The following is a 21,532-nucleotide window of genomic DNA, read 5'->3' on the forward strand; positions in this document are numbered from 1 at the left end:
GACTAGGTGAGCAATCGAGTTGATCTTAATCAAATTATAAATAAAGATTGAAATAACATCACTTCGCACCTATCTCTGAACTATGATAGTAATGTTTATTATTTTGTACTTAAATTTAAGTATTAAGGCTTCTCATGCGACAAAAAGTATCTTTTAAAAGTGGTGATTTAAAATTGGCAGGACAACTTGAACTGCCCTCTGGTGAAATTAAATTTTACGCCCTATTCGCACACTGTTTTACCTGTGGCAAAGATATAGCGGCGGCAACACGTATCAGCCGTGCACTCACACAACAAGGGATTGCAGTATTACGATTTGATTTTACCGGCTTAGGTAATAGCGATGGCGATTTTGCCAATAGTAATTTCTCATCTAATATTCAAGACTTAGTAGCGGCCGCTAATCACCTGCGTGAACATTTTGGTGCGCCGCAGCTACTTATAGGCCACAGCTTAGGTGGAGCAGCAGTGCTGGCCGCTGCAGAGCACATACCAGAAGTATCGGCAATTACTACCATAGGTGCGCCGTCAGATGCACAACACGTAGCCCACAACTTTAAAGCCCACCTAGATGAAATTAACGCAGCTGGCGAAGCTAAAGTAAATTTAGCGGGCCGCGAGTTCACTATTAAAAAACAATTTATAGACGATATAGCTAAGTACGATAAAAGCCACATAAGTAAACTTAAGCGCGCATTATTAGTAATGCACTCCCCTATTGACGCGACTGTAAATATTAGCGAAGCCGAAAAAATTTACGCATCAGCTAAGCATCCTAAAAGCTTTATTAGCCTAGATAACGCCGATCACTTACTTACTAATAAAAACGATGCCGACTACGCAGCAGATATTATTGCCACCTGGGCTAATCGTTATGTAAATTACGATAAAACTAAATATACGGCTAAATTAAATAATGGCAGCGTATTAGTAGAAGAAAAAGACCATGTATTTACTCAGCACGTAAGCACCAAAGAGCATACCTGGCTTGCCGATGAGCCACTAAAAGCAGGTGGCCATAACTTAGGCCCAGATCCATATGAGCATTTACTCGCGGGGCTTGGCGCGTGTACCTCTATGACACTGCGCATGTATGCGAGTCATAAAAAGTTACCGTTGGAGCATGTCAAAGTTGAGCTTGAGCACACTCGCGATTATAAAAAGCAAGACGGTGACGCAGAGCAAACCCAAGGTGTTGAAGCTATTACGCGTAAAATCACCTTAACGGGCGATTTAACCCCCGAGCAACGCGCGCGCTTACTCGAAATAGCTAATAAATGCCCAGTGCATAAAACCCTGCACAATAACCCACTGGTGATAAGTGAATTGGTAGAGTAACGTATAATAATTTTAATTCTGTATATAAAATAGCGCAGTTAAAGCTGCGCTATTTTTTCATCTTGTTAAGCTAAATAATTAATTATTTTAAATGTGTGCGATAATAACCGTCATTGTTCCAATATTTTTAGCAAAAGAATCCATCCATGAAATCATATAACACCATTGCAGAACGAATTGAAATTTTACAAAGCCGAATCGAAGCCTATAAAGACGAAATTGAAGTATTAAAAGCGGAACCTAAAAGTGATAACGAACGCATTATTTTTAAGTTTATTGAAACCGGCAGCACGGGTAAAACCAAAGACTATGTACGTGGTTTAGGCATTAAATCGTCTCGCGATAGCTTATATTCGTCGGGTGATGTAACTAAGCTAATTAAAGATGGCGCAACCGATATTTCGCCAGCGTTGCTTGAAATAGCCAGAGTGCTTGCAAGTGCACGTAATAAAAATGGCCCTAGCTGTTAAAAAAGCTTAATTAGCCGTGTAATAACGGCTAATCCACCAGCTCCACACCTAATCCGCTGAGTAAATTCAACGCTTCAAAACGCTCAAATTTAGCCTTGGTTATTTGGTTGCTATTTAAATCGATATTAAATTGCGTGGCACCAACAAAGTCGCACTGACTTAAATTAGTTTGAAAAAACTCGCTATCACGAAAATCAGTACCGCTAAATTTACTCTTAGCTAAATTTGCGTGCCTAAAGTCTACATTTTTTGCAAAGCAATCTGTTAGTTTAAGTGCTTTTAGAGTTAGTTCAAAAAAAGAACTGTGGCTAAGCTCACAGTGACTAAAACTCACAGCAGCATTAACACTAAGCTGCGGCCAGTTTATATCACTCCACTGTATACTGTTTAATTTACAATGACTAAAGTCAACATTTTCGAGTGAGCTATAACCCCATTTTAGTGATGCTAAATTGCATTTTTTAAAGCTGCATTCTATAAAACGGCAGTGTTTAAATTGGCCATTTGAAAAGTCGCAATCTGTAAAAGTACAGTCTTCAAACTCTATATTCTCAAAAACCTGCTCTGTCAGTGCTAATGCTGTAAATTGTTGATCAAAATAGTGATTATTATTTTCTATAGACACGGTTTGAATATTACCTTAACGCGCAAATTGAGCTTTTTTAGGGAGATCTTTTTTCAGCGCGAGTATCGCTATAAATATTAAACCCAGAGGTAAAATTAGCGATAAACAGCCACCAACAAAAGCAATGACACCTGGATTAGTACTTTTTCGTTTACCTAATTTATAACTAATAAAAGCAAAAATAGGCACTAATAAAAGTATAAAAAAAGCGATAAACTCGCCAAAAAGAGTGATGTTAACTGACATAAGAATTCCTTTTCATCTGTATGATTATTGCAGTACTAAATTTAACCATAAAAAAACCCTTAAGCCTACACTTAAGGGTTTAATTTTTAATTATCTAACGCATATTTACAAAACACTGTAAAAATAATTTACTCTGCGCTTAGTACCGCTTTTTCTACTACGCTAATTGCAAGTTCTGCTAACGAATCAGCATTAGGCTTACTTGGCGCATTGGTTAATAAACACGACGCCTGCGTAGTTTTAGGGAACGCAATAACGTCACGAATGTTATCAGTACCACAAAGCAACATAGCTAAACGGTCAAGGCCAAAAGCTAAACCAGCATGTGGTGGCGTACCGTATTTAAGTGCGTCAAGTAAAAAGCCAAACTTGTCTTGTTGCTCTTGCTCATTAATACCTAAAATTCTAAACGCAGCTTCTTGCATATCAGCATTATGAATACGTACCGAACCGCCACCTACTTCGTAGCCGTTTAATACCATATCGTACGCATCTGAAATAGCAGCCGCAGGGTTTGCTTCAAGTTCACTTGCGCTCATGTCTTTTGGCGCAGTAAATGGATGATGTACAGCGTGCAGCGTACCTTCGTCATCTTCTTCAAACATTGGGAAGTCTACAACCCAAAGTGGTGCCCAGCTATCAAGGTTAGTGATTTCTAAATCAATACCAATTTTAACGCGCAGTGCGCCCATTGCTTCATTTACTGTGTTGCGCTTATCGGCACCAAATAAAATAATATCGCCCGACTGTGCATTAGTACGCTCAAGTAACTGAGTAATTACATCTGCAGTTAAAAACTTAGCTACTGGTGACTGCACGCCTTCTGCGCCCGCAGTGTGATCGTTTACTTTCATCCACGCCATGCCTTTTGCGCCGTAAATACCAATAAACTTAGTGTAATCGTCAAGTTGTTTACGCGAAAGCTTAGCACCACCTGGTACAGTTAATACCGCAACACGGCCTTTTTCGTCATTTGCAGGGCCTGAGAAAACATTAAACTCTACGTCTTTAACTAAATCGGCAATATCAACAAGCTTCATTGGATTACGTAAATCAGGCTTATCTGAACCGTATAAGCTCATTGCTTCGCTGTAAGGCATAATTGGAAAATCGCCTAAATCTACATTTAGCAATGTTTGCCACATTTCGCGGATCATTTTTTCAGTCATACCACGTACTTGATCAGAGCTCATGAACGAGGTTTCAATATCTATTTGAGTAAACTCAGGTTGGCGATCGGCACGTAAATCTTCATCACGGAAACATTTTACAATTTGGTAGTAACGGTCAAAACCCGACATCATCAACAATTGCTTAAATAACTGCGGCGACTGCGGTAATGCGTAAAAACTACCTTTGTGAACACGACTCGGTACTAAGTAATCGCGCGCGCCCTCTGGCGTTGCTTTGGTAAGTACGGGTGTTTCTATGTCTAAAAAGCCGTTTTCATCTAAAAAACGACGCACAAAGCTGCTTGCTTTAGCGCGTAACTTAATGCGGTCGCTCATTTCTAAGCGACGTAGGTCTAGGTAGCGGTATTTTAAACGACGCTCTTCAGAGTTCACTTGGTTAAAATCAAGTGGTAATGGCTCAGAGCGGTTAATAATATTAAGCTCAGTGCCTAATATTTCGATTTCGCCTGTAGGCATGTCTTTATTTACTTGGCTATCTGGGCGTGCACGTACAATACCTTTTAACTGCACACAAAATTCTTGGCGAAGCGTGTTAGCTGAACTCATTAACTCTTCAATGTCAGAATCGAATACAACTTGTACTAAACCTTCTCTATCGCGTAAATCGACAAAGATAAGTCCACCAAGGTCACGTCGTTTGTTGATCCAGCCACATAGTTCAACTTCTTGATCTACGTGAGTTTTATTTAGCTGTCCGCAGTATATAGAGCGCATAGTTTTCCTGTCAGATAAAAGGCGTGCAACGGTCAAAAAACATTCGTTTTAAGTAGGGTAAATCTTTTTTATAAATACGAATATAAAAATAACACCGCTTGCAATTCAAAATAATCAAATTAAGCCCTGTATTATACGCAAGTGATATGAAGATACTAGGGCGGGTGTCGTTTTTTGCATCGGATTTAAAGCAGCATATTTTATTATTTGATACACTATAGCTACTTTATAATTAGGCGTTAGTTTGTATGCTATATATTGGGTGCCCACAGTGGTCAAGCAATGCGTGGAAAGGCAATTTATTTTCGAGCCAATGTAAAAATACCGATATGCTAAGCCAATACGCGCAACATTTTAACTCTGTAGAGGGAAATACCAGCTTTTACGCCGACCCATCCCCAAGTACTCTTTTACGCTGGGCAAACAGTGTACCCGACGATTTTAAATTTACCTTTAAGTTTCATCGGCGCTTTAGCCATGAGCTAAAGCTGACTAATGTACACAACGAGCTAACCGCTTGGCTTAACTTATTTGCACCAATTTTAGAGAAAACTGGGCAAATTATGCTGCAGCTGCCAAGTGCCTTTGGCCCTAATGATTTACCCAAGTTAGCGCAATTTATTAGCCTATTACCCAAAGAGCTAAACTTCGGGGTAGAAGTTCGCCATCCGGCATTTTTTCAAAAGGGTGAAGCCGAAATAGCGCTTAATCAATTATTAATGGCAAATAACATAAACCGTATAGCCATGGATACCCGCGCCCTATTTGCAGTTAAAGCGAATACAGAAGCGCTGATTGATGCACAACAAAAAAAGCCGCATCTGCCCGTGCATGCTATTGCTACAAGTGAGCAACCCATGGCACGTTTTGTTATTGCTAATTTACAAAGTGAATATAAAACCTTTTATAAGCCTTGGCTTAGTAAAGTAAAACAGTGGCTTGATGAAGGAAAAACGCCCTATGTATTTTTTCATACCGCAGACAACCGAGAAGCACCATTATTAGCAAGGCAGTTTTGTAAGGACCTAGGTTATAACCACAAGGTACTAAATCCATTTAGCGGCGAGGCAGAAGCCCACCAGCAAGCACTGTTTTAAATAACCACTTACAACAAATAAAATGATAGAACTTAGAGAGCAACATGAGTGAATACGCACGTTATTTTACCGGCTACCCTGCAAACATTGTTGAGCAAGTATTAAATCTAATCAGCAATGATAAAGTAAGTAACTACTTACTTAAAAAGTATCCGCAGGCACATAATATTACCAGCGACAAAGCACTTTTTAGCTACGCCACAGAGCTTAAAAAACAGTATTTAAAAAATGCCCCGCCGTTTGGTCGCGCCGCATTTAAAAAGCAAGGCGACATGGTCACTAATGCACTTGGCACGCACACCTATCGTATGCAAGGTAAAACTCGCAAGCACGATTTGGCCATCAACAGTGATTTACTGCGCGCTCCCGAGCCGTTATTAAAAGCCTTAGTGGTACACGAGCTCGCTCATTTTAAAGAAAAAGACCATAACAAAAGTTTTTATAAACTTTGTTGTCACATGGAGCCAAGTTACCACCAGCTAGAGCTTGATTTACGCATTTTTTGCGTGGCTGTAGAGCAAGGCAATAATCCTTACTTAAAATGAGCTAATTAAATTGCCGTAAACGCGCTAGTAAATGCACATTAGCTAAGGCAAAACTGTAAATTTAGTTAAACCTATAAGTTGCCCCGATTCTGTTACTACTTGCACCTGCCATTTACCGACAGAATCAGTTGGGAAATTTACTTTATGGGTCCACGCTCTATAACCTTGCTCTCGCCCACCACTTATATTTAGTGTGATCCGATCTACTTCTTTATTGTTGTATAGCCACACATGAAATATTTTTTCATTTAATCCTCTGGGCGCTTTAACAGCAGTCCACGTATATAACCCCTGATGATGTAGTGAATAAGAGTCTAATTGCTTAATATTACCAATAGGTTGGCGTTGCTCTAAATCAACCTCGTGCGATAAAGTAATATCGGTTAAGCGCAAAGCCGCTGGCGGCACCCAGCTACGTAGTTGCCATAAGCCAGCACTCAATATACACAAAATCACTACCAATAAAGGAAATCGCCACCAGCGGGTATTAGGCATTAAGTTGCCTAAACTGGGGAGGGTAAAAATAACAGCAGTAACCAAAGCAATTGCTAAGCTTTGGCTAGTGGTTACATTAAATAAAATAGGCAAAGTAACCAATATAACGACAAACAATGCAAAGTTATGAAACACCGCAAATAACATGCGATTTTTTGCTAACTTTTTATAATACAAAGGATCAATTACCGATATGACTGCACACATTATCATTAGCGCGGTAAAAATAGCTTGCGGGTGATCCCACTGCGTTACCGCTAAAAAAAATGGCAAAGCAAAAAACAGGCTTTCTTGTTGCACCATTTGTAAAGCAAAGCGCATAAAGTTGGGCGATACCGCGACACCAAATCTTTGCTCTACTTTATCGCGCAACCAGTTATCAATAATTAACCATACCCAGCTCACTAGCAAAAATATGGCAATAAATTGCGAAAACGATTCTTTTCGCTCAACTAACACATAACTTGCCACACCAGAGCAAAATGCTATTACCGCTAATAATCCCGGCCGCTGTTGCATTGCGATTATAAATTTTGTTATTAAACTTTTAAAATAGTCCATCTAATTTTGGGTCCGTACAAGTGTGCATGCTAAAGCGCTTAAAAAAACATAAGCGCTTTATCTTAAAGAAATTACCTGAACAACACATAAATAGCATAAACCCCTCAGCTTATTAACAATATAATAATCGGTAGTAATATTAAGTGATGACTATTTTGGTTGTTTTAAATGGGTGCGCGAAATCTCTCCATTTACCCAGTGTAATAATTGTTTTATTGCCTTAGATAGCACCTGATTTTGCCGCACTATATAACCTAAACTGGTGGTTGGGAATTGCGGTAAAGCCGTTACTGTATTGGTTAAATTAGCTTTAGAGCGCAGCGAAAACTCAGGAACAATTGCCACACCAAAACCAGCTTCTGCCCAATCAATTTGTGCATCAACACTGCCCACTTCCATAACCCGATAACTCGGTAAATTTAAAGACGGTAGCGCATTATCTAATAACTCTCGGGTGCGGGTATCGTGGCCTAATAAAATTAATGTTGGCGGCTCAGTGAGTACCATACTTTCATCGTTTTTTGCTTGCTGCCATAACGCTAAATTATTTCCCAGCGCACACCACTTTATCTGTTGGAGTTCACTAAAATGCAGTGGCTCACTTTCTTTTTGAGCAATAACAAAGCCTAAATCGGCTTCTGCACTTTTAACCAGCGCCGATGCCTGTGACGAGGTGGTATTAAGCAAGGTAAAATCAATCCCCGGGAACTGGGTTTTAAACAGCTGAAAAGGCTCTATGAGTAACAAGCGAGAAATAATATCACTAGCTGCAATGGTGAGTGTGCCTTGGCTTAAGTTATTTATTGCATTTAGATCAGACTGACATACCTTCAATTCCCATAAGGTTTTTTGCCCCGACTGTAATAAACGCAAACCCGCTTGGGTTAAACAAAAGGGGTTACGCTCGATTAACTTTACCCGCGTCATTTTTTCTAACTGCTTAATATGCAAGCTCACATTAGGTTGCGTCATGTGCAGTGCACTTGCCGTTTTACCAAAGTGCTTTAGCTCTGCTAATGTAACAAAGGTTTTTAACCAATGAATATCTAACATCTCACTTCCTTAATATTGCACACGCCATATGGAATCCTTATTGATATCATAATTATAATTAATTTCTCTTATTTTAACAGCCCGCATATCATATCAGCTTGTTCAATTTGGAGATTAAATTATGCCGTCAATTGTTGTTGTAGGTGCAAACTGGGGTGATGAAGGCAAAGGCCGCATCGTAGATTTTTTAGCTGAGAACGCATCAGCAAGCATTCGCTTTCAAGGTGGTAATAACGCCGGTCATACCGTTGTGAATGATTTTGGCACCTTTAAACTACACCAATTACCTAGCGGTATTTTTAATCCTGATTGCATAGCAGTACTTGGCCCTGGCATGGTAATAAGCCCTAGCGCCTTAAGTGAAGAAATAGCCGAAGTTAAAGCCGCTGGCGTTAATGTAAAGCTGTGTATTTCTGATCGTGCCACTTTATGTCTGCCTTTACATGCCCTTGAAGACACCCTTGAAGAATTACGTTTAGGCGACGCTGCTTACGGCTCGACTCGCCAAGGTATTTCGCCAGCGTATGGCGACCGAGTAATGAAAAAAGGCATTTTAGTGGGTTGGTTAAATCAGCCTGACGTTTTACTAGAGCGTATTCAATTTATGCTTGATTGGAAAATGCCACAGCTAAAAGCCTTATATCCAAGTTGTGATTTTTCGCAAACAGCTGAAGAAATGACGCAGTGGTTACTCGATGTTACCGCGCCTTGGCGTGCATTTATTTGTAATGTAACAGAGCCGTTAAAAGCACTACAAAAACAAAATGCTAATTTATTATTTGAAGCTCAGTTAGGTGCAGGTCGCGATTTAGTCTATGGCGAATACCCTTACACTACCTCTTCAAACGTAACTGCTGCTTATGCAGGCATAGGCAGCGGTTTACCAGCGCTTCGTCCTGAACGTGTTGTTGCGGTAGCAAAGTCGTTTAGCTCATCAGTAGGTACGGGTACTTTAGTTACAGCGATGGAAGAGCAAGACAATTTTCGTAAAAGCGCTAACGAATATGGCGCAGTAACTGGCCGCCCACGGGACATGGGCTACTTTGATGCAGTTGCCACGCGCAATGGTGTTGAGCTACAAGCTGCAACCGAAATTGCTTTAACCAAAATTGATTGTTTATCGGGTATGAAAGATTTAAAAATCTGTGTTGCCTATGACGGCGATCATAGCGAAAACCCAATTTGGCCACAAACAGCTGCATTAAGCCCTGTATATGAAAATATGCAACCTTGGGATGAAGACATTACCGGTTGTCGTACCTTCGACAGTCTACCAATTGCAGCGCAACAATACGTTGAGCGCATTGAAGCGTTAATGGGCGTACCAATAACTATGGTGTCTGTTGGTCCTGAGCGCGAACAGATGATTATTCGCTAAATAGCGCTATTGTGTTTAAATAACTGTTGGGTTTGCATGTAACCCAACAGTTATTAATAAAGGTCACACTGCGCGTGGCTGATTTTATGACCTTAACCACATAATTATTTTAACTTATTCTTACAGCCCTAGCCCTGCCATAAAGTCGTCATCATCACTATCTTCTGCTTCTTTTTCAGCTTTAGCCTTGGCTTTTTCTGCTTTTTGTTTTGCTTCGTTTTCGATGATGTCGTCGGGATCTATTGCTTCGACAATGTCAAAGTCGTGTAATTTAATAAACTCAGTTTTATCCATTGCCAGCTCTAAATAAAATATATTTTGCTTACTGGTGGTAAACGTTACGCGGCGCGCTTGTGGGCGATCCATTGTGGTATCTACAGAAATTTGTACCTGTTTATTAATTGCCATCATTTTTGGCTGATTTTGGGTAATAGAGGTATGTAATTGCTCGCGTACTTTAGAGGTAAAGTCACCAACTATTTGGTTCATTAGCTCGCCTAATACGTTGGATACATCGTCAGACAAATGACTATGTGCTATTTCTTCCTCGGGCATACCCATGTTACGCATGTAATCGCCATAAATTTCCATTGCCGCTTGCGATGTGAAATTAGTAATTACTAGGCCAGTAAAGCCACCATCAAATAACACAAAACAGCCAATATCTGGGCGCATACAAGTACGAGTAATTTTTTGCACCATAGCGGAGTAACTAACACTATTGCCACTGGCCGATGTGAGTACCCCTGTAACCGAGTGACAAAGGGTTGCCAATATATCATCGGTGCTAATAACTTTACTTTTGCTCATTTAATAGTCTCATTTATACTTATTTTTCATTATTCTAGCCAAGCTACTTAATTTATCACTGACTATCCAGCATAAAATGTTAAAATAGCGCCATTATTTTCAAAGAGACTGGCTTCGTGACCATTAAAGACAGTATTTATGCCTCTGAGCAACAAGTTAAAGACTTTAGTTTTGATCAAAACGTAGTCGAAGTTTTTCCTGATATGATCCAGCGCTCTGTGCCGGGTTACGCCACTATAGTAAGTACTATGGGTAAACTTGCCGGTGAGTATGCGCAAAGTAACTCTAACCTTTACGATTTAGGCTGCTCGCTGGGCGCGGTTACATTAAGTATGCGCCGTAATATTCGCACCGATAACTGCCATATTATTGCAGTCGATAACTCACAAGCTATGGTTGAGCGTTGTAAGGTACATTTACAAGGTTTTAAGTCAGAAGTACCGGTTACCGTTACTTTAGGAGACATTAACGAGCTTGAAATTCAAAATGCTTCAGTGGTGGCAATGAACTTTACGCTGCAGTTTATTCCGCATGCACAGCGCCAAGCAGTCCTTGAAAAAATATACGCCAACTTAAAACCCGGCGGTGTATTGCTGCTGAGCGAAAAAATAAAAGCCGAAAACGAGCTGTGCGATAATTTACTAATTGACCTACACCACGACTTTAAACGCCATAATGGGTATTCGGAGCTTGAAATAAGTCAAAAGCGCACCGCTATTGAAAACGTAATGCGCCCAGATACGCTAAGCACGCACTTTACCCGCTTAAAAGACATTGGCTTTAGCCAAACTCAGGCGTGGTACCAATGTTTTAATTTTTGCTCAATGATCGCAATTAAATAAAGAGAGTAAGTAATTTATGTCTCAATGGTTTAACCAATTTTACGCTGCTATTGCACAAAGCCCACTTAGTCACTGGCTAGAAACTCTGCCTGCGCAATTAAAACACTGGCAGTTAGAGGCAAGTCATGGCGACTTACCACAGTGGCAAAAAGTGCTTAAAAATTTACCTGAGGTTAAAACTCAACATGTTGATATTACTACTCAGGTAAAAATTGGCACTCCGGGTGAAATGACCGATGGTGAGCAAAAACAAACCCTACATTTGTTAAAGCGCATGATGCCATGGCGCAAAGGCCCATTTAGTGTTCACGGTATTGAAATAGATACAGAGTGGCGCAGCGATTGGAAATGGGATCGCCTGCTTCCACATATTGAGCCACTCAAAGGCCGCACAGTGTTAGATATTGGCTGCGGCTCGGGCTATCATTTATGGCGTATGCGTGGTGAAGGCGCTCAGTTTGTAGTAGGCATTGACCCTTCTGACTTATTTTTGTGTCAGTTTCAAGCTATAAAACACTTTAATCCCGACGAAAACGTACACTTATTACCACTGGGTGTTGAGGCACTACCCGAGTTAAAAGCATTTGATACGGTATTTTCGATGGGGGTACTTTATCACCGTCGCTCGCCTATCGACTTTTTAGCGCAATTAAAAGCACAACTGCGCCCCGGTGGCGAGCTGGTACTAGAAACCTTAGTCATTGAAGGCGACGAAAATACAGTGCTTGTACCCACTGATCGCTATGCAAAAATGCGTAATGTATGGTTTATTCCAAGCACTGCGGCATTAAAACTGTGGATGGAGCGCGTGGGCTTTAAAAACGTACAAATTAAAGACTGCGCAATTACTACGCTAGATGAGCAACGCAAAACAGCTTGGATGGAAAACGAATCGTTAGTCGACTTTTTAGATCCAAACGACACCAGTAAAACCATTGAAGGTTACCCAGCACCACTACGTGCTATTTTAACTGCTAAAGCATAGCGTTAACGGCAACATCAGCAAACAATAAAAAACGCCTACGGGCGTTTTTTTGTTTATTTAGCCAGCAATTAGCGGACAAGTGTCCTGTTAATTATTTCAATACTATATTTACGCTAGCCGCGGTTACGCAATTGTTGTAAAATACGCGCGTTTCTAAGCAACCCAAAACAACTATTTTGAGGAAAACCTGTGAGCGAACAAAAACAGTCTCTAAGCTATAAAGACGCGGGCGTAGATATCGACGCTGGTAATGCACTTGTTGAGCGTATTAAAGGTGTGGTTAAAAAAACTCGTCGTCCTGAAGTAATGGGCGGTATTGGTGGTTTTGGCGCACTTTGCGAAATTCCAGCAGGTTATAAGCAACCAGTATTAGTTGCCGGCACTGATGGTGTGGGTACTAAGTTACGTTTAGCTATCGATCTTAAAAAGCACGACACTGTCGGTATCGACTTGGTCGCTATGTGTGTAAACGATTTAATTGTTCAAGGTGCTGAACCGCTGTTTTTCCTAGATTACTATGCAACAGGTAAGCTAGACGTAGACACTGCCGCAGACGTAGTAACCGGCATTGGTAAAGGCTGTGAAATTTCTGGCTGTGCCCTTATTGGTGGCGAAACCGCAGAAATGCCTGGTATGTACGACGGCGAAGACTACGATATGGCTGGTTTTTGTACCGGTGTTGTAGAAAAATCAAAAATTATTGATGGCACTAAAGTAGCCGCGGGCGATCAACTTATTGCCCTTGCTTCAAGTGGTCCGCATTCAAATGGTTTCTCACTAATTCGCAAAGTACTTGAAGTATCTAACGCAGATACAAGCGCTGATTTTGAAGGCAAAACATTAGGCGAAACATTGCTTGAACCTACTCGCATTTACGTTAAACCACTGCTTGAGTTATTCAAGCACGTTGACGTACACGCGCTTTCGCACATTACCGGTGGCGGCTTTTGGGAAAATATCCCACGCGTATTACCTGCCTCTGCAAAAGCAGTAGTAAAAGGCGATAGCTGGCAGTGGCCACCTATTTTTAACTGGTTACAAGAAAACGGTAACATTACTACGCATGAAATGTACCGCACATTTAACTGTGGTGTAGGCATGGTATTAGTTGTTCCAGCCGACAAACTTGAGCAAAGTTTGAGCATGCTAAAAGACTTGGGCGAAAACGCATGGCACCTTGGTGAAATTCAAGACGCAGCGCCTGGCGAAGAGCAAGTTGAAATTGTAGGTGGTGCTAAGTAATGGCACCCACTCGTCTTGTAGTTTTAATTTCAGGCGGTGGCTCTAATTTACAAGCCATTATTGATGCCTGTGAAAGTGGCGAGATAAATGCGCAAATAGCGGCTGTTATTAGTAACAAAGCAGACGCTTATGGCCTTGAACGTGCTAAGCAAGCAGGCATTGCTACACAAGTGCTGAGTCATAAAGATTTTGACTCGCGCGAGGCCTACGATACACAGTTAATGAGCATCATTGACTCTTTTATACCGAATCTAGTTGTATTAGCTGGGTTTATGCGTATTCTTACTCCTAACTTGGTGCAAAAATATATTGGAAAAATGTTGAACATTCATCCATCTTTGTTGCCTAAGTACCAGGGGCTGAATACCCACCAAAGAGCAATTGATGCAAATGATGATGTTCATGGCGTAAGTGTTCATTTTGTAACTGAAGAGCTAGACGGAGGTCCGGTTATACTTCAGGCAAAAGTACCTGTACTCAAGGATGATACAGCAGACACACTAGCAAAACGCGTGCACGAACAAGAGCATATAATTTATCCTTTGGTGGTCAAGTGGTTCAGTGAACACAGACTAACTATGGAAGCAGATTATGCAGTTCTTGACGAAACAAAACTTCCTGCACACGGCGCGCAGTACCCACAATAAAAAAATAAGTGCCCTGCTATTATGTGTGGGCACTTTACTCCCAACTAGCCTTATTGCCGGCGAATTGACACAGTACGAAGCTAAGTATGATATTTTACGCAAAGGTAAAAATCATGGTGAAGCCGTGCGTGAACTCAAAAAGATAAGTGACGATAACTACGAGTTAACCTATCACAGCAATATTGAGTGGATGATTTTTTCTGACTCACGCCAGGAAACCTCTAAATTTACCTTTAAAGATGGCAAAGTAAGCCCGCATCATTATTCAATGATCCGTACCGGCACTGGTCCTGATAAAGATTACAACATTGATTTTGACGCACAAAAAAAAGTAGTTAACAGTAGTCGCAGCGAATACCCGCTTGAATGCGAATGGACCGATGACTTTCAAGATGCTATTTCGTATCAGGTACAAGTGCGCGAAGGTTTGAAAAAAGGCGAAACCAGTTTTTCATTCCCATTAATCGATAAAAAAGGTAATCGCCGCGACTACAATTTTGAAGTTGTTGCAACAGAGATGATTTCATTACCTATCGGCAACGTAGAAGCAATTAAAGTAAAACGCTTATACGATAACGACAAACGCCAAGCACTTGCTTGGTTTGCACCAGAAATGGATTACATGTTAGTGCGTATGTGGAAAGGTGAAAAAGGAATGGAACAATTTGAAGTGCAAATAAACTCATTTACCGTGACAACACCTGTCATTGCCCCACCTGCTGATATTAAAAAAGTAACAAGCCCAGAGTAAGCAATTATTTTTAGCTACAAATGGCTTTATTACTATTAGTTTATATCTTTATTACTATTAGTTTATATAAAGCGCGATGCAAATCGCGCTTTTTTTATACGTTTTTTTCGCGATTAAATCTAAAAGTTAAGCTTTATTATGCTTCACTTTGCTGCTGCGCAGAAGCTGGCAAGCCAAAAACTCGATCGAACGCCCATGTAAAAACAATTGCATAAACAAAAAAGAATATAAAAAATCCAAGGTTCGCTATAAACGCACTAAGCACTGAAATTTTCAACCACAGCGCCATAACCGGCACTAAAATTAAAACAAGGCCACCTTCAAAGCCAATTCCGTGTAATAAGCGACGATTGAATGAGCGACCTTTTATTGTTTGCTGGGACTCCCAGCGCTCAAATAACGCATTAAATACATAGTTCCAGCTAAGTGCTACGCTGGATAATACAAAAGCGAGGCCTATCGCCGAAGTGGCTGATTTATCAAACATAAAACTTATAATAGGGCCAACAAAAGCAATGGCAAATAATTCATACAACACAGCTTGTAGAATACGGCGTTTTTTAGGAGTCATAATATAATTCCGATAATAAATAATGTACTGGGTCAGCTCAATATAAAAGCCCGCGTCTACTTTACTACGACAGTTGTTTGCCTCTCAACTAAGCGCTAAAGGCAAAAAACAAGCTTAAATCAATTCACCCATCTTGAATAATACAAACTCACCCGGCTGCATTTTTTTCCAGCGCTCGTCGTTAGTCAGTGGTTTTGTTGCTATAACACTAACAATATCGTTGGGCGTGGTTTCTTCGTTAAAATCAACCACCATGTCAGCATCAATCAAGGTCGCTTTTCCAAAGGGCGCACGGCGAGTTATGTAATGTAAGTTATTGGTACAGTAAGCTAAAACAAATACGCCATCGGTCAGCAGCATATTAAAAACGCCCTTTTCACGCAGTGTATGCGAAAGCGTTGCTGCATAACGAAATACCGATGCCATATCCTCTGGCTTATTTGGGTACTTAGTGCGTATTTGATCCAGCAGCCAGCAAAAAGCCAACTCGCTGTCAGTATCGCCAACAGGTCGGTAATGATCAGGCTTTAAATCATGGTAATTAGATAACTGGCCGTTATGCGCATAAGTAATTTCGCGCCCCCACAGTTCACGCGTAAACGGGTGTGTGTTTTCAAGGCATACTTTACCGCGGTTACCTTGGCGAATATGGCTAATAACTGACACACTTTTAATCGGGTATGCTTTAACTAACTTCGCTATTTCTGACTGGTAGCTCGGCTGCGGATCTTTAAAGGTTCTGCAGCCTTTGCCTTCGTAAAATGTAATACCCCACCCATCTCTATGTGGCCCAGTATTACCGCCGCGCTCCAGCAGCCCCGAAAAACTAAAACAAATATCTGTAGGCACATTCGCCGACATGCCAAGCAATTCACACATAAAATAAATAACCTTTAAACCACGTATTAATAAATAACGTTATATTTTTATATTAAGCGTACACTATTTAGTTGTGTGTACGGGCGTCTATATTTACTTAAAAAATAACATTTTACTATTAGATTAAATTTTTTTTGTCGCTATGAATGCATAGACTAAAGCTGTAACTTACTTTATTAACGCTGACTCTATTAAATGAGCTGCTTTTTTACGGTTATTTCGATTAAAATTTAACTACGTAAGGTACTTGAAACTTAGCGTTACTAACGCTACTCTAACTAAGGTGGTCTGACCTCTAATAAGGAATTAGCAATGACACTCATATTTACACTCGGTTTAATCGCACTGCTCAGCGCAGCGGTTTACCACAGAGCAAGTTGGAACACCGCACTTGGTGTTTCTATTGCAACATTATTAATTGGTACCTTTGCGGGTGCTTTTGGTTTAATTAGTTGGATAATATTTTTAATTATAGCGGTGCCTCTCTCTGTTACTGGTATTCGCCAGCAATATATTGTTAAGCCTCTTTTTACTATGTTTAAAAAAGTAACGCCTAGCATGTCTGATACTGAAAAGTCAGCCATTGATGCCGGTACAACATGGTGGGAAGCTGATTTATTTTGTGGTAACCCAGATTGGAAAAAGTTACACCAATATCCAGTGCCTAAGCTAACTATTGAAGAACAAGCATTTATCGATGGCCCTGTTGAAGTAGTGTGTAGTATGCTCGATGACTGGGAAGCAACACACGAACTTACCGATCTTCCTCAAGATGTATGGCAATACCTAAAAGATAACAAATTTTTTGCCATGATCATCAAAAAAGAATATGGCGGTTTACAGTTCTCAGCATTTGCACAGTCGTGCGTACTACAAAAGCTAACCAGTAAATCAACCTTACTTTCGTCAATTGTTGGCGTACCAAACTCATTAGGCCCTGGTGAATTACTCCAGCACTATGGAACAAAAGAGCAAAAAGACCATTACTTACCGCGCCTTGCCAGTGGCCAAGAAATTCCATGTTTTGCATTAACCTCGCCAGAAGCAGGTTCTGATGCAAGCTCAATTCCAGACTACGGTGTAGTGTGTAAAGGACAATGGAAAGGTGAAGAAGTTGTAGGTGTTAGCCTTACATGGAACAAGCGTTATATTACGCTTGCACCTGTGGCTACGGTACTAGGGCTTGCATTTAAATTACAAGATCCTGATGGTTTAATTGGTGATAATAAAGAGCCTGGCATTACCTGTGCACTTATTCCAACCGATACTCCAGGGGTTAAAATTGGTCGTCGCCACTTCCCGCTTAATGTGCCGTTTCAAAATGGTCCTACGCAGGGTAAAGATATATTCGTACCGCTTGATTACATTATTGGTGGGCCAGATATGGCAGGCCAAGGCTGGCGTATGCTGGTTGAGTGTTTATCGGTTGGCCGTGCAATTACATTGCCGTCAAACTCAGCCGGTGGCATTAAAATGATTGCTGTTGCAACCGGTGCCTACAGCCGTATTCGTCGCCAGTTCCGCTTACCTATTGGTAAAATGGAAGGCGTTGAAGAGTCGTTAGCAAAACTTGCTGGTTATGCATATAGCTCTGATGCTGCAGTAAGCATGTCTACCGGTGCGGTAGATTTAGGCGAAAAACCTTCGGTTGTTTCGGCTATTATTAAATACCACCTTACAGAACAAATGCGTGACTCTACCCTGCACGCCATGGACGTACTTGGCGGTAAGGGCATCATGCTTGGGCCAAATAACTATTTAGGCCGTGGTTATCAAGGTGCACCTATTGCGATTACCGTTGAAGGTGCCAACATTTTGACCCGTAATATGATTATTTATGGTCAAGGTGCAATTCGCTGTCACCCGTTTGTACTTACCGAACTAGGTGCGTGCGAAATTGAAGACCGTGAAGAAGCGCTAAACGTATTTGATAAAGCATTAATGGGTCACATTGGCTTTACCATGTCTAACCTTGTGCGCACTAAATGGCTCGCGTTAACGGGTGCTCGTTTTACAAGTGTGCCGTACAAAGACGAAACCGCTGAGTTTTACCGTATAGCGTCGCGCTTTAGTGCATCACTTGCACTTATGTCTGACATTAGCATGGCAGTATTTGGTGGCTCACTAAAACGTAAAGAGCGTATTTCTGCTCGCTTAGGTGACTTACTAAGCTACCTATACTTAGTGTCTGCAACGCTTAAACGTTATAACGACGAAGGCCGTAAAAAAGAAGACTTCCCGTTAGTACAGTGGAGCTGTCAAGATCACCTGTATCATTGTCAACGCGCACTTGCTGATTTAATTAATAACATGCCTTCTGCTCCACTGCGTGGCGTATTAAAAGTATTGTTATTCCCGTTTGGCCGTCCGGTTCGTAAACCTACCGACCAACTTGAACACAAATTAGCGCAAATACTACAAGTACCTAGCGAAACGCGTAATCGTTTGGCAAGCTATGTGTATTTAACAAATGAGCCGCTTAACCTTGTAGGCCGTCAAGAGCAAACGCTTAAAGACGTACTTGAAGTTGAGCCATTATTTGACCGTGTATGTAAAGAAAAAGGCCTTAAACTGCCATTCTTTCAGCTTGATAAAGTAGCGCAAATGGGTCTTGAGGCTGGTATTTTAAGCCAAGCAGAAGCTGACAAGTTAGCAGCTGTAGAACAAGCTCGTTTAGACGTTATAAACGTTGACGACTTTGATCCTGCTGATTTACTCGCTGGTAAAGCAGCTCGTAATAATAAACCTAAAAAAACTGATGCCGCTAAATAAGCCCAGCATCTACTTTTAAGTTATAAAAGCCAGCACATTATGTGCTGGCTTTTTTATGTGTAAGATTTTGATACACTTTTGTTGTACATAAAACCAGCTGCTTATTGCGTTTAAAAACTGTTCAGGTAAAACTGCTATAAATACTTTAACCTAAATTCGGGTTATAAAAACAACAGTGAAGGAACGTAACAATGAAGCAAATTATTAAACTTACAATAATTACATGCGCAGTTACCCTAGCGCTCTCTGGTTGCAGTGAATCAACCAACTCATCCTCATATACAGCCCCGCTAACCAGCTCTAAAGCGCATGTAAAAGAACTGAGCACCTACTCAGCTGAAACATTTTTTGATACCACCTCAATTATGGGGAGTAGCTTTTCACCCCATGGCGATAAAATTTTAGTCAGTAGTGATGAAAGTGGCATTTACAGCCTATATGAGGTTAATGTCCAAACAGGCGGCAAAACTCGCTTAACCGATTTTACCGACAGTACCTACCCTATCCGCTATTTTCCAAATGATGAGCGAGTGTTGTTTACAAAAGACACGGGCGGTAACGAACGCTTTCATATTTATGTACGCGAAACTGACGGCACAGTAAAAGACTTAACCCCAGGGGATGAAACCCGTGCTAGTTTTGCCGGCTTCACTAAAAATGCCAGCCAATTTTTTATTACCAGCAATCAGCGTGATGCTAAGTTTATGGATTTATATCGCGTTAATAGTAAAACCTATAAAGTAACGCCTGTTTATCAAAATACTTTAGGACTAAATGTAGGTGCAATAAGCCCAAATGGTCGTTTTATTGCGCTGTCTAAAAGTAATAGCAACAAAGACAGCGATACCTTTATTTTAGATACTTATACTAAAACACTAAAGCCACAGTTAATTTCAAAACACCATACACCTGCTCAATACAGCCCTGAAACCTTCTCTGCCGATAACAAATACTTATACTACTCTACAGACGCTAAAGGTGAGTTTTCGCAGATGTGGCGTTATGACCTAGCTTCTGGCGAGCACAGCCCAGCTTTAGCCGATGACTGGGACGTAAGCTTTATTTATTTCTCAACGTCGGGGCGCTACCAGGTAAGTGGTGTGAACGCCGATGCCAGCACTAAAGTAACCGTGATCGATACGCAAACGAATAAAGAAATTGCCATGCCTAAGCTACCGGCAGGTAATTTACGGGGTGTGAGCTTTTCAGCTGATGAGCAAAGCATGGCCTTTTATTTAAATTCAGACACTGCACCTAGTAATTTATTTGTATGGCAAGTAGGCAGTAATAACACGCAGCAATTAACTAATACCCTCAGTAAAAAAATTAATCAAAACGATTTAGTGCAAAGCACTATAGTACGCTTTAAGAGCTTTGATGGTTTAGAAATACCAGGTGTTTTATATAAACCCAAGCAAGCGAGTAGCACCAACAAAGTGCCTGCGTTAATTTGGGTGCACGGTGGGCCAGGCGGACAAAGCCGTACCGGTTATAGTGCGATGCAACAGCATTTGGTAAATCATGGTTATGCCATTTTTGCAGTTAATAATCGAGGCAGCTCGGGCTATGGTAAAACCTTTTTTCATTTAGATGATAAAAAGCACGGCACCGATGACCTACAAGATATTGTATACGGCAAAAAACATTTACAGAGCTTAGAGTGGGTCGATACCGATAAAATTGGCATTATGGGTGGTAGCTATGGCGGCTTTATGACCGCGGCAGCCCTTGCCTTTGAACCCGAAGAGTTTAAAGTTGGGATTAATATTTTTGGAGTAACCAACTGGGTACGTACACTTAATTCTATTCCACCTTGGTGGGAGAGCTTTAAAAAGTCGCTGTACGACGAAATGGGCGATCCGGCAACAGACGGTGATCGTCACCGCGCCATTTCACCGTTATTCCACGCTAGAAACATCATTAAGCCACTTATGGTTATTCAAGGCGCTAACGATCCGCGCGTGTTACAAGTTGAAAGTGATGAGCTTGTCGCTGCAGTTAAAGCCAATGGCGTACCAGTTGAGTATGTATTGTTTGACGATGAAGGTCATGGTTTTAGCAAAAAAGAAAATCGGATCACGGCATCAAACGCTTACTTGAAATTTTTAGAGCAGTATTTAAAAGCTGAATAAGTTTGCACTGATTAATTTATGCCTGCATTTTTGTGGGCTTTTTTATGTGCTAAGAAATGTAATTTATGATTTTGATTGTATTCAACTTGTTATTGAGGAAATAACAAGTGGCGGAGTGGACGGGACTCGAACCCGCGACCCCCGGCGTGACAGGCCGGTATTCTAACCAACTGAACTACCACTCCAG

At 40.9% G+C, this 21,532-nt stretch carries 20 protein-coding genes and 1 tRNA gene; 12 read left to right on the top strand and 9 right to left on the bottom strand.

The features are described from left to right. Nucleotides 1-134: 134 nt before the first annotated feature. Both J5X91_RS07685 and J5X91_RS07690 read left to right on the top strand, forming a co-directional pair. Nucleotides 135-1,337, top strand: coding sequence for a bifunctional alpha/beta hydrolase/OsmC family protein (locus J5X91_RS07685; protein ID WP_086999221.1), 1,203 nt, complete (start codon nucleotides 135-137; stop codon nucleotides 1,335-1,337). Nucleotides 1,338-1,483: 146 nt separating this feature from the next. Beyond that, nucleotides 1,484-1,807 (top strand): hypothetical protein, encoded by a 324-nt coding sequence (locus tag J5X91_RS07690; protein ID WP_011328600.1) that lies wholly within the window; start codon nucleotides 1,484-1,486, stop codon nucleotides 1,805-1,807. Between the two features lie 28 nt (nucleotides 1,808-1,835). Here J5X91_RS07690 and J5X91_RS07695 read toward each other — a convergent pair whose 3' ends face one another. From J5X91_RS07695 to aspS, 3 genes are all read right to left on the bottom strand, one after another. After that, nucleotides 1,836-2,432 (bottom strand): pentapeptide repeat-containing protein, encoded by a 597-nt coding sequence (locus J5X91_RS07695; RefSeq protein WP_011328601.1) that lies wholly within the window; start codon nucleotides 2,430-2,432, stop codon nucleotides 1,836-1,838. Nucleotides 2,433-2,447: 15 nt separating this feature from the next. Continuing rightward, entirely contained in the window at nucleotides 2,448-2,678 is a 231-nt protein-coding gene (locus J5X91_RS07700) for a hypothetical protein (RefSeq protein WP_011328602.1), read from the bottom strand. Between the two features lie 128 nt (nucleotides 2,679-2,806). Continuing rightward, on the bottom strand, nucleotides 2,807-4,585 hold the full coding sequence (aspS, locus tag J5X91_RS07705) for an aspartate--tRNA ligase (protein ID WP_011328604.1): 1,779 nt from the start codon (nucleotides 4,583-4,585) through the stop codon (nucleotides 2,807-2,809). A gap of 248 nt (nucleotides 4,586-4,833) precedes the next feature. Between aspS and J5X91_RS07710 the strand changes: the two genes are divergently transcribed. Continuing rightward, nucleotides 4,834-5,682, top strand: a complete 849-nt coding sequence (locus tag J5X91_RS07710; protein WP_011328605.1) for a DUF72 domain-containing protein — start codon at nucleotides 4,834-4,836, stop codon at nucleotides 5,680-5,682. Nucleotides 5,683-5,726: 44 nt separating this feature from the next. Further along, nucleotides 5,727-6,227, top strand: a complete 501-nt coding sequence (locus J5X91_RS07715; RefSeq protein ID WP_011328606.1) for a YgjP-like metallopeptidase domain-containing protein — start codon at nucleotides 5,727-5,729, stop codon at nucleotides 6,225-6,227. A gap of 42 nt (nucleotides 6,228-6,269) precedes the next feature. Here J5X91_RS07715 and J5X91_RS07720 read toward each other — a convergent pair whose 3' ends face one another. Next, nucleotides 6,270-7,283 (bottom strand): DUF5924 family protein, encoded by a 1,014-nt coding sequence (locus J5X91_RS07720; protein ID WP_089368522.1) that lies wholly within the window; start codon nucleotides 7,281-7,283, stop codon nucleotides 6,270-6,272. Nucleotides 7,284-7,433: 150 nt separating this feature from the next. Beyond that, a complete protein-coding gene (locus J5X91_RS07725) occupies nucleotides 7,434-8,336 on the bottom strand; it encodes a LysR family transcriptional regulator (protein WP_208834352.1) in 903 nt (300 codons plus the stop codon). A gap of 121 nt (nucleotides 8,337-8,457) precedes the next feature. On the opposite strand from J5X91_RS07725, the gene J5X91_RS07730 reads away from it, so the two are divergent. Beyond that, on the top strand, nucleotides 8,458-9,714 hold the full coding sequence (locus tag J5X91_RS07730) for an adenylosuccinate synthase (RefSeq protein WP_208834353.1): 1,257 nt from the start codon (nucleotides 8,458-8,460) through the stop codon (nucleotides 9,712-9,714). A gap of 120 nt (nucleotides 9,715-9,834) precedes the next feature. Here J5X91_RS07730 and J5X91_RS07735 read toward each other — a convergent pair whose 3' ends face one another. Then, on the bottom strand, nucleotides 9,835-10,524 hold the full coding sequence (locus J5X91_RS07735; RefSeq protein WP_011328610.1) for a DUF3334 family protein: 690 nt from the start codon (nucleotides 10,522-10,524) through the stop codon (nucleotides 9,835-9,837). A 116-nt stretch (nucleotides 10,525-10,640) separates the two neighbouring features. Here J5X91_RS07735 and cmoA point away from each other — a divergent pair, with 116 nt between their 5' ends. The 5 genes from cmoA (at nucleotide 10,641) to J5X91_RS07760 (ending at nucleotide 14,991) form a co-directional block, all read left to right on the top strand. Continuing rightward, a complete protein-coding gene (gene cmoA, locus J5X91_RS07740) occupies nucleotides 10,641-11,366 on the top strand; it encodes a carboxy-S-adenosyl-L-methionine synthase CmoA (protein ID WP_011328611.1) in 726 nt (241 codons plus the stop codon). Nucleotides 11,367-11,382: 16 nt separating this feature from the next. After that, the gene (gene cmoB / locus J5X91_RS07745; RefSeq protein WP_182678564.1) at nucleotides 11,383-12,351 is read left to right on the top strand and encodes a tRNA 5-methoxyuridine(34)/uridine 5-oxyacetic acid(34) synthase CmoB; all 969 of its coding nucleotides are present in this window, start codon (nucleotides 11,383-11,385) and stop codon (nucleotides 12,349-12,351) included. 189 nt (nucleotides 12,352-12,540) lie between these two features. Further along, entirely contained in the window at nucleotides 12,541-13,593 is a 1,053-nt protein-coding gene (purM, locus tag J5X91_RS07750) for a phosphoribosylformylglycinamidine cyclo-ligase (RefSeq protein ID WP_011328613.1), read from the top strand. Then, on the top strand, nucleotides 13,593-14,240 hold the full coding sequence (gene purN, locus J5X91_RS07755; RefSeq protein ID WP_011328614.1) for a phosphoribosylglycinamide formyltransferase: 648 nt from the start codon (nucleotides 13,593-13,595) through the stop codon (nucleotides 14,238-14,240). The genes purM and purN overlap by 1 nt, the downstream gene beginning before the upstream one ends. Next, the gene (locus J5X91_RS07760) at nucleotides 14,194-14,991 is read left to right on the top strand and encodes a DUF3108 domain-containing protein (RefSeq protein WP_231613495.1); all 798 of its coding nucleotides are present in this window, start codon (nucleotides 14,194-14,196) and stop codon (nucleotides 14,989-14,991) included. Before purN ends, J5X91_RS07760 begins: the two co-directional genes overlap by 47 nt. A 136-nt stretch (nucleotides 14,992-15,127) precedes the next feature. On the opposite strand, the gene J5X91_RS07765 is transcribed toward J5X91_RS07760, so the two are convergent. Together J5X91_RS07765 and J5X91_RS07770 are read right to left on the bottom strand one after the other, a co-directional pair. After that, nucleotides 15,128-15,562 carry a PACE efflux transporter gene (locus J5X91_RS07765; protein ID WP_011328616.1) on the bottom strand — a complete coding sequence of 145 codons (435 nt, stop codon included), beginning with the start codon at nucleotides 15,560-15,562 and terminating at the stop codon, nucleotides 15,128-15,130. A gap of 114 nt (nucleotides 15,563-15,676) precedes the next feature. Next, nucleotides 15,677-16,441 (bottom strand): class II glutamine amidotransferase, encoded by a 765-nt coding sequence (locus J5X91_RS07770; RefSeq protein ID WP_011328617.1) that lies wholly within the window; start codon nucleotides 16,439-16,441, stop codon nucleotides 15,677-15,679. 312 nt (nucleotides 16,442-16,753) lie between these two features. On the opposite strand from J5X91_RS07770, the gene fadE reads away from it, so the two are divergent. Together fadE and J5X91_RS07780 are read left to right on the top strand one after the other, a co-directional pair. Next, the gene (gene fadE / locus J5X91_RS07775) at nucleotides 16,754-19,213 is read left to right on the top strand and encodes an acyl-CoA dehydrogenase FadE (protein WP_208834354.1); all 2,460 of its coding nucleotides are present in this window, start codon (nucleotides 16,754-16,756) and stop codon (nucleotides 19,211-19,213) included. A gap of 191 nt (nucleotides 19,214-19,404) precedes the next feature. Next, nucleotides 19,405-21,345 carry a S9 family peptidase gene (locus tag J5X91_RS07780; RefSeq protein ID WP_182678566.1) on the top strand — a complete coding sequence of 647 codons (1,941 nt, stop codon included), beginning with the start codon at nucleotides 19,405-19,407 and terminating at the stop codon, nucleotides 21,343-21,345. Nucleotides 21,346-21,453: 108 nt separating this feature from the next. On the opposite strand, the gene J5X91_RS07785 is transcribed toward J5X91_RS07780, so the two are convergent. Then, a tRNA-Asp gene (locus tag J5X91_RS07785) sits at nucleotides 21,454-21,530 on the bottom strand. Nucleotides 21,531-21,532 lie beyond the last annotated feature (2 nt).

The organism is Pseudoalteromonas sp. K222D, assembly GCF_017653575.1.
GTDB classification, from domain to species: domain Bacteria; phylum Pseudomonadota; class Gammaproteobacteria; order Enterobacterales; family Alteromonadaceae; genus Pseudoalteromonas; species Pseudoalteromonas nigrifaciens.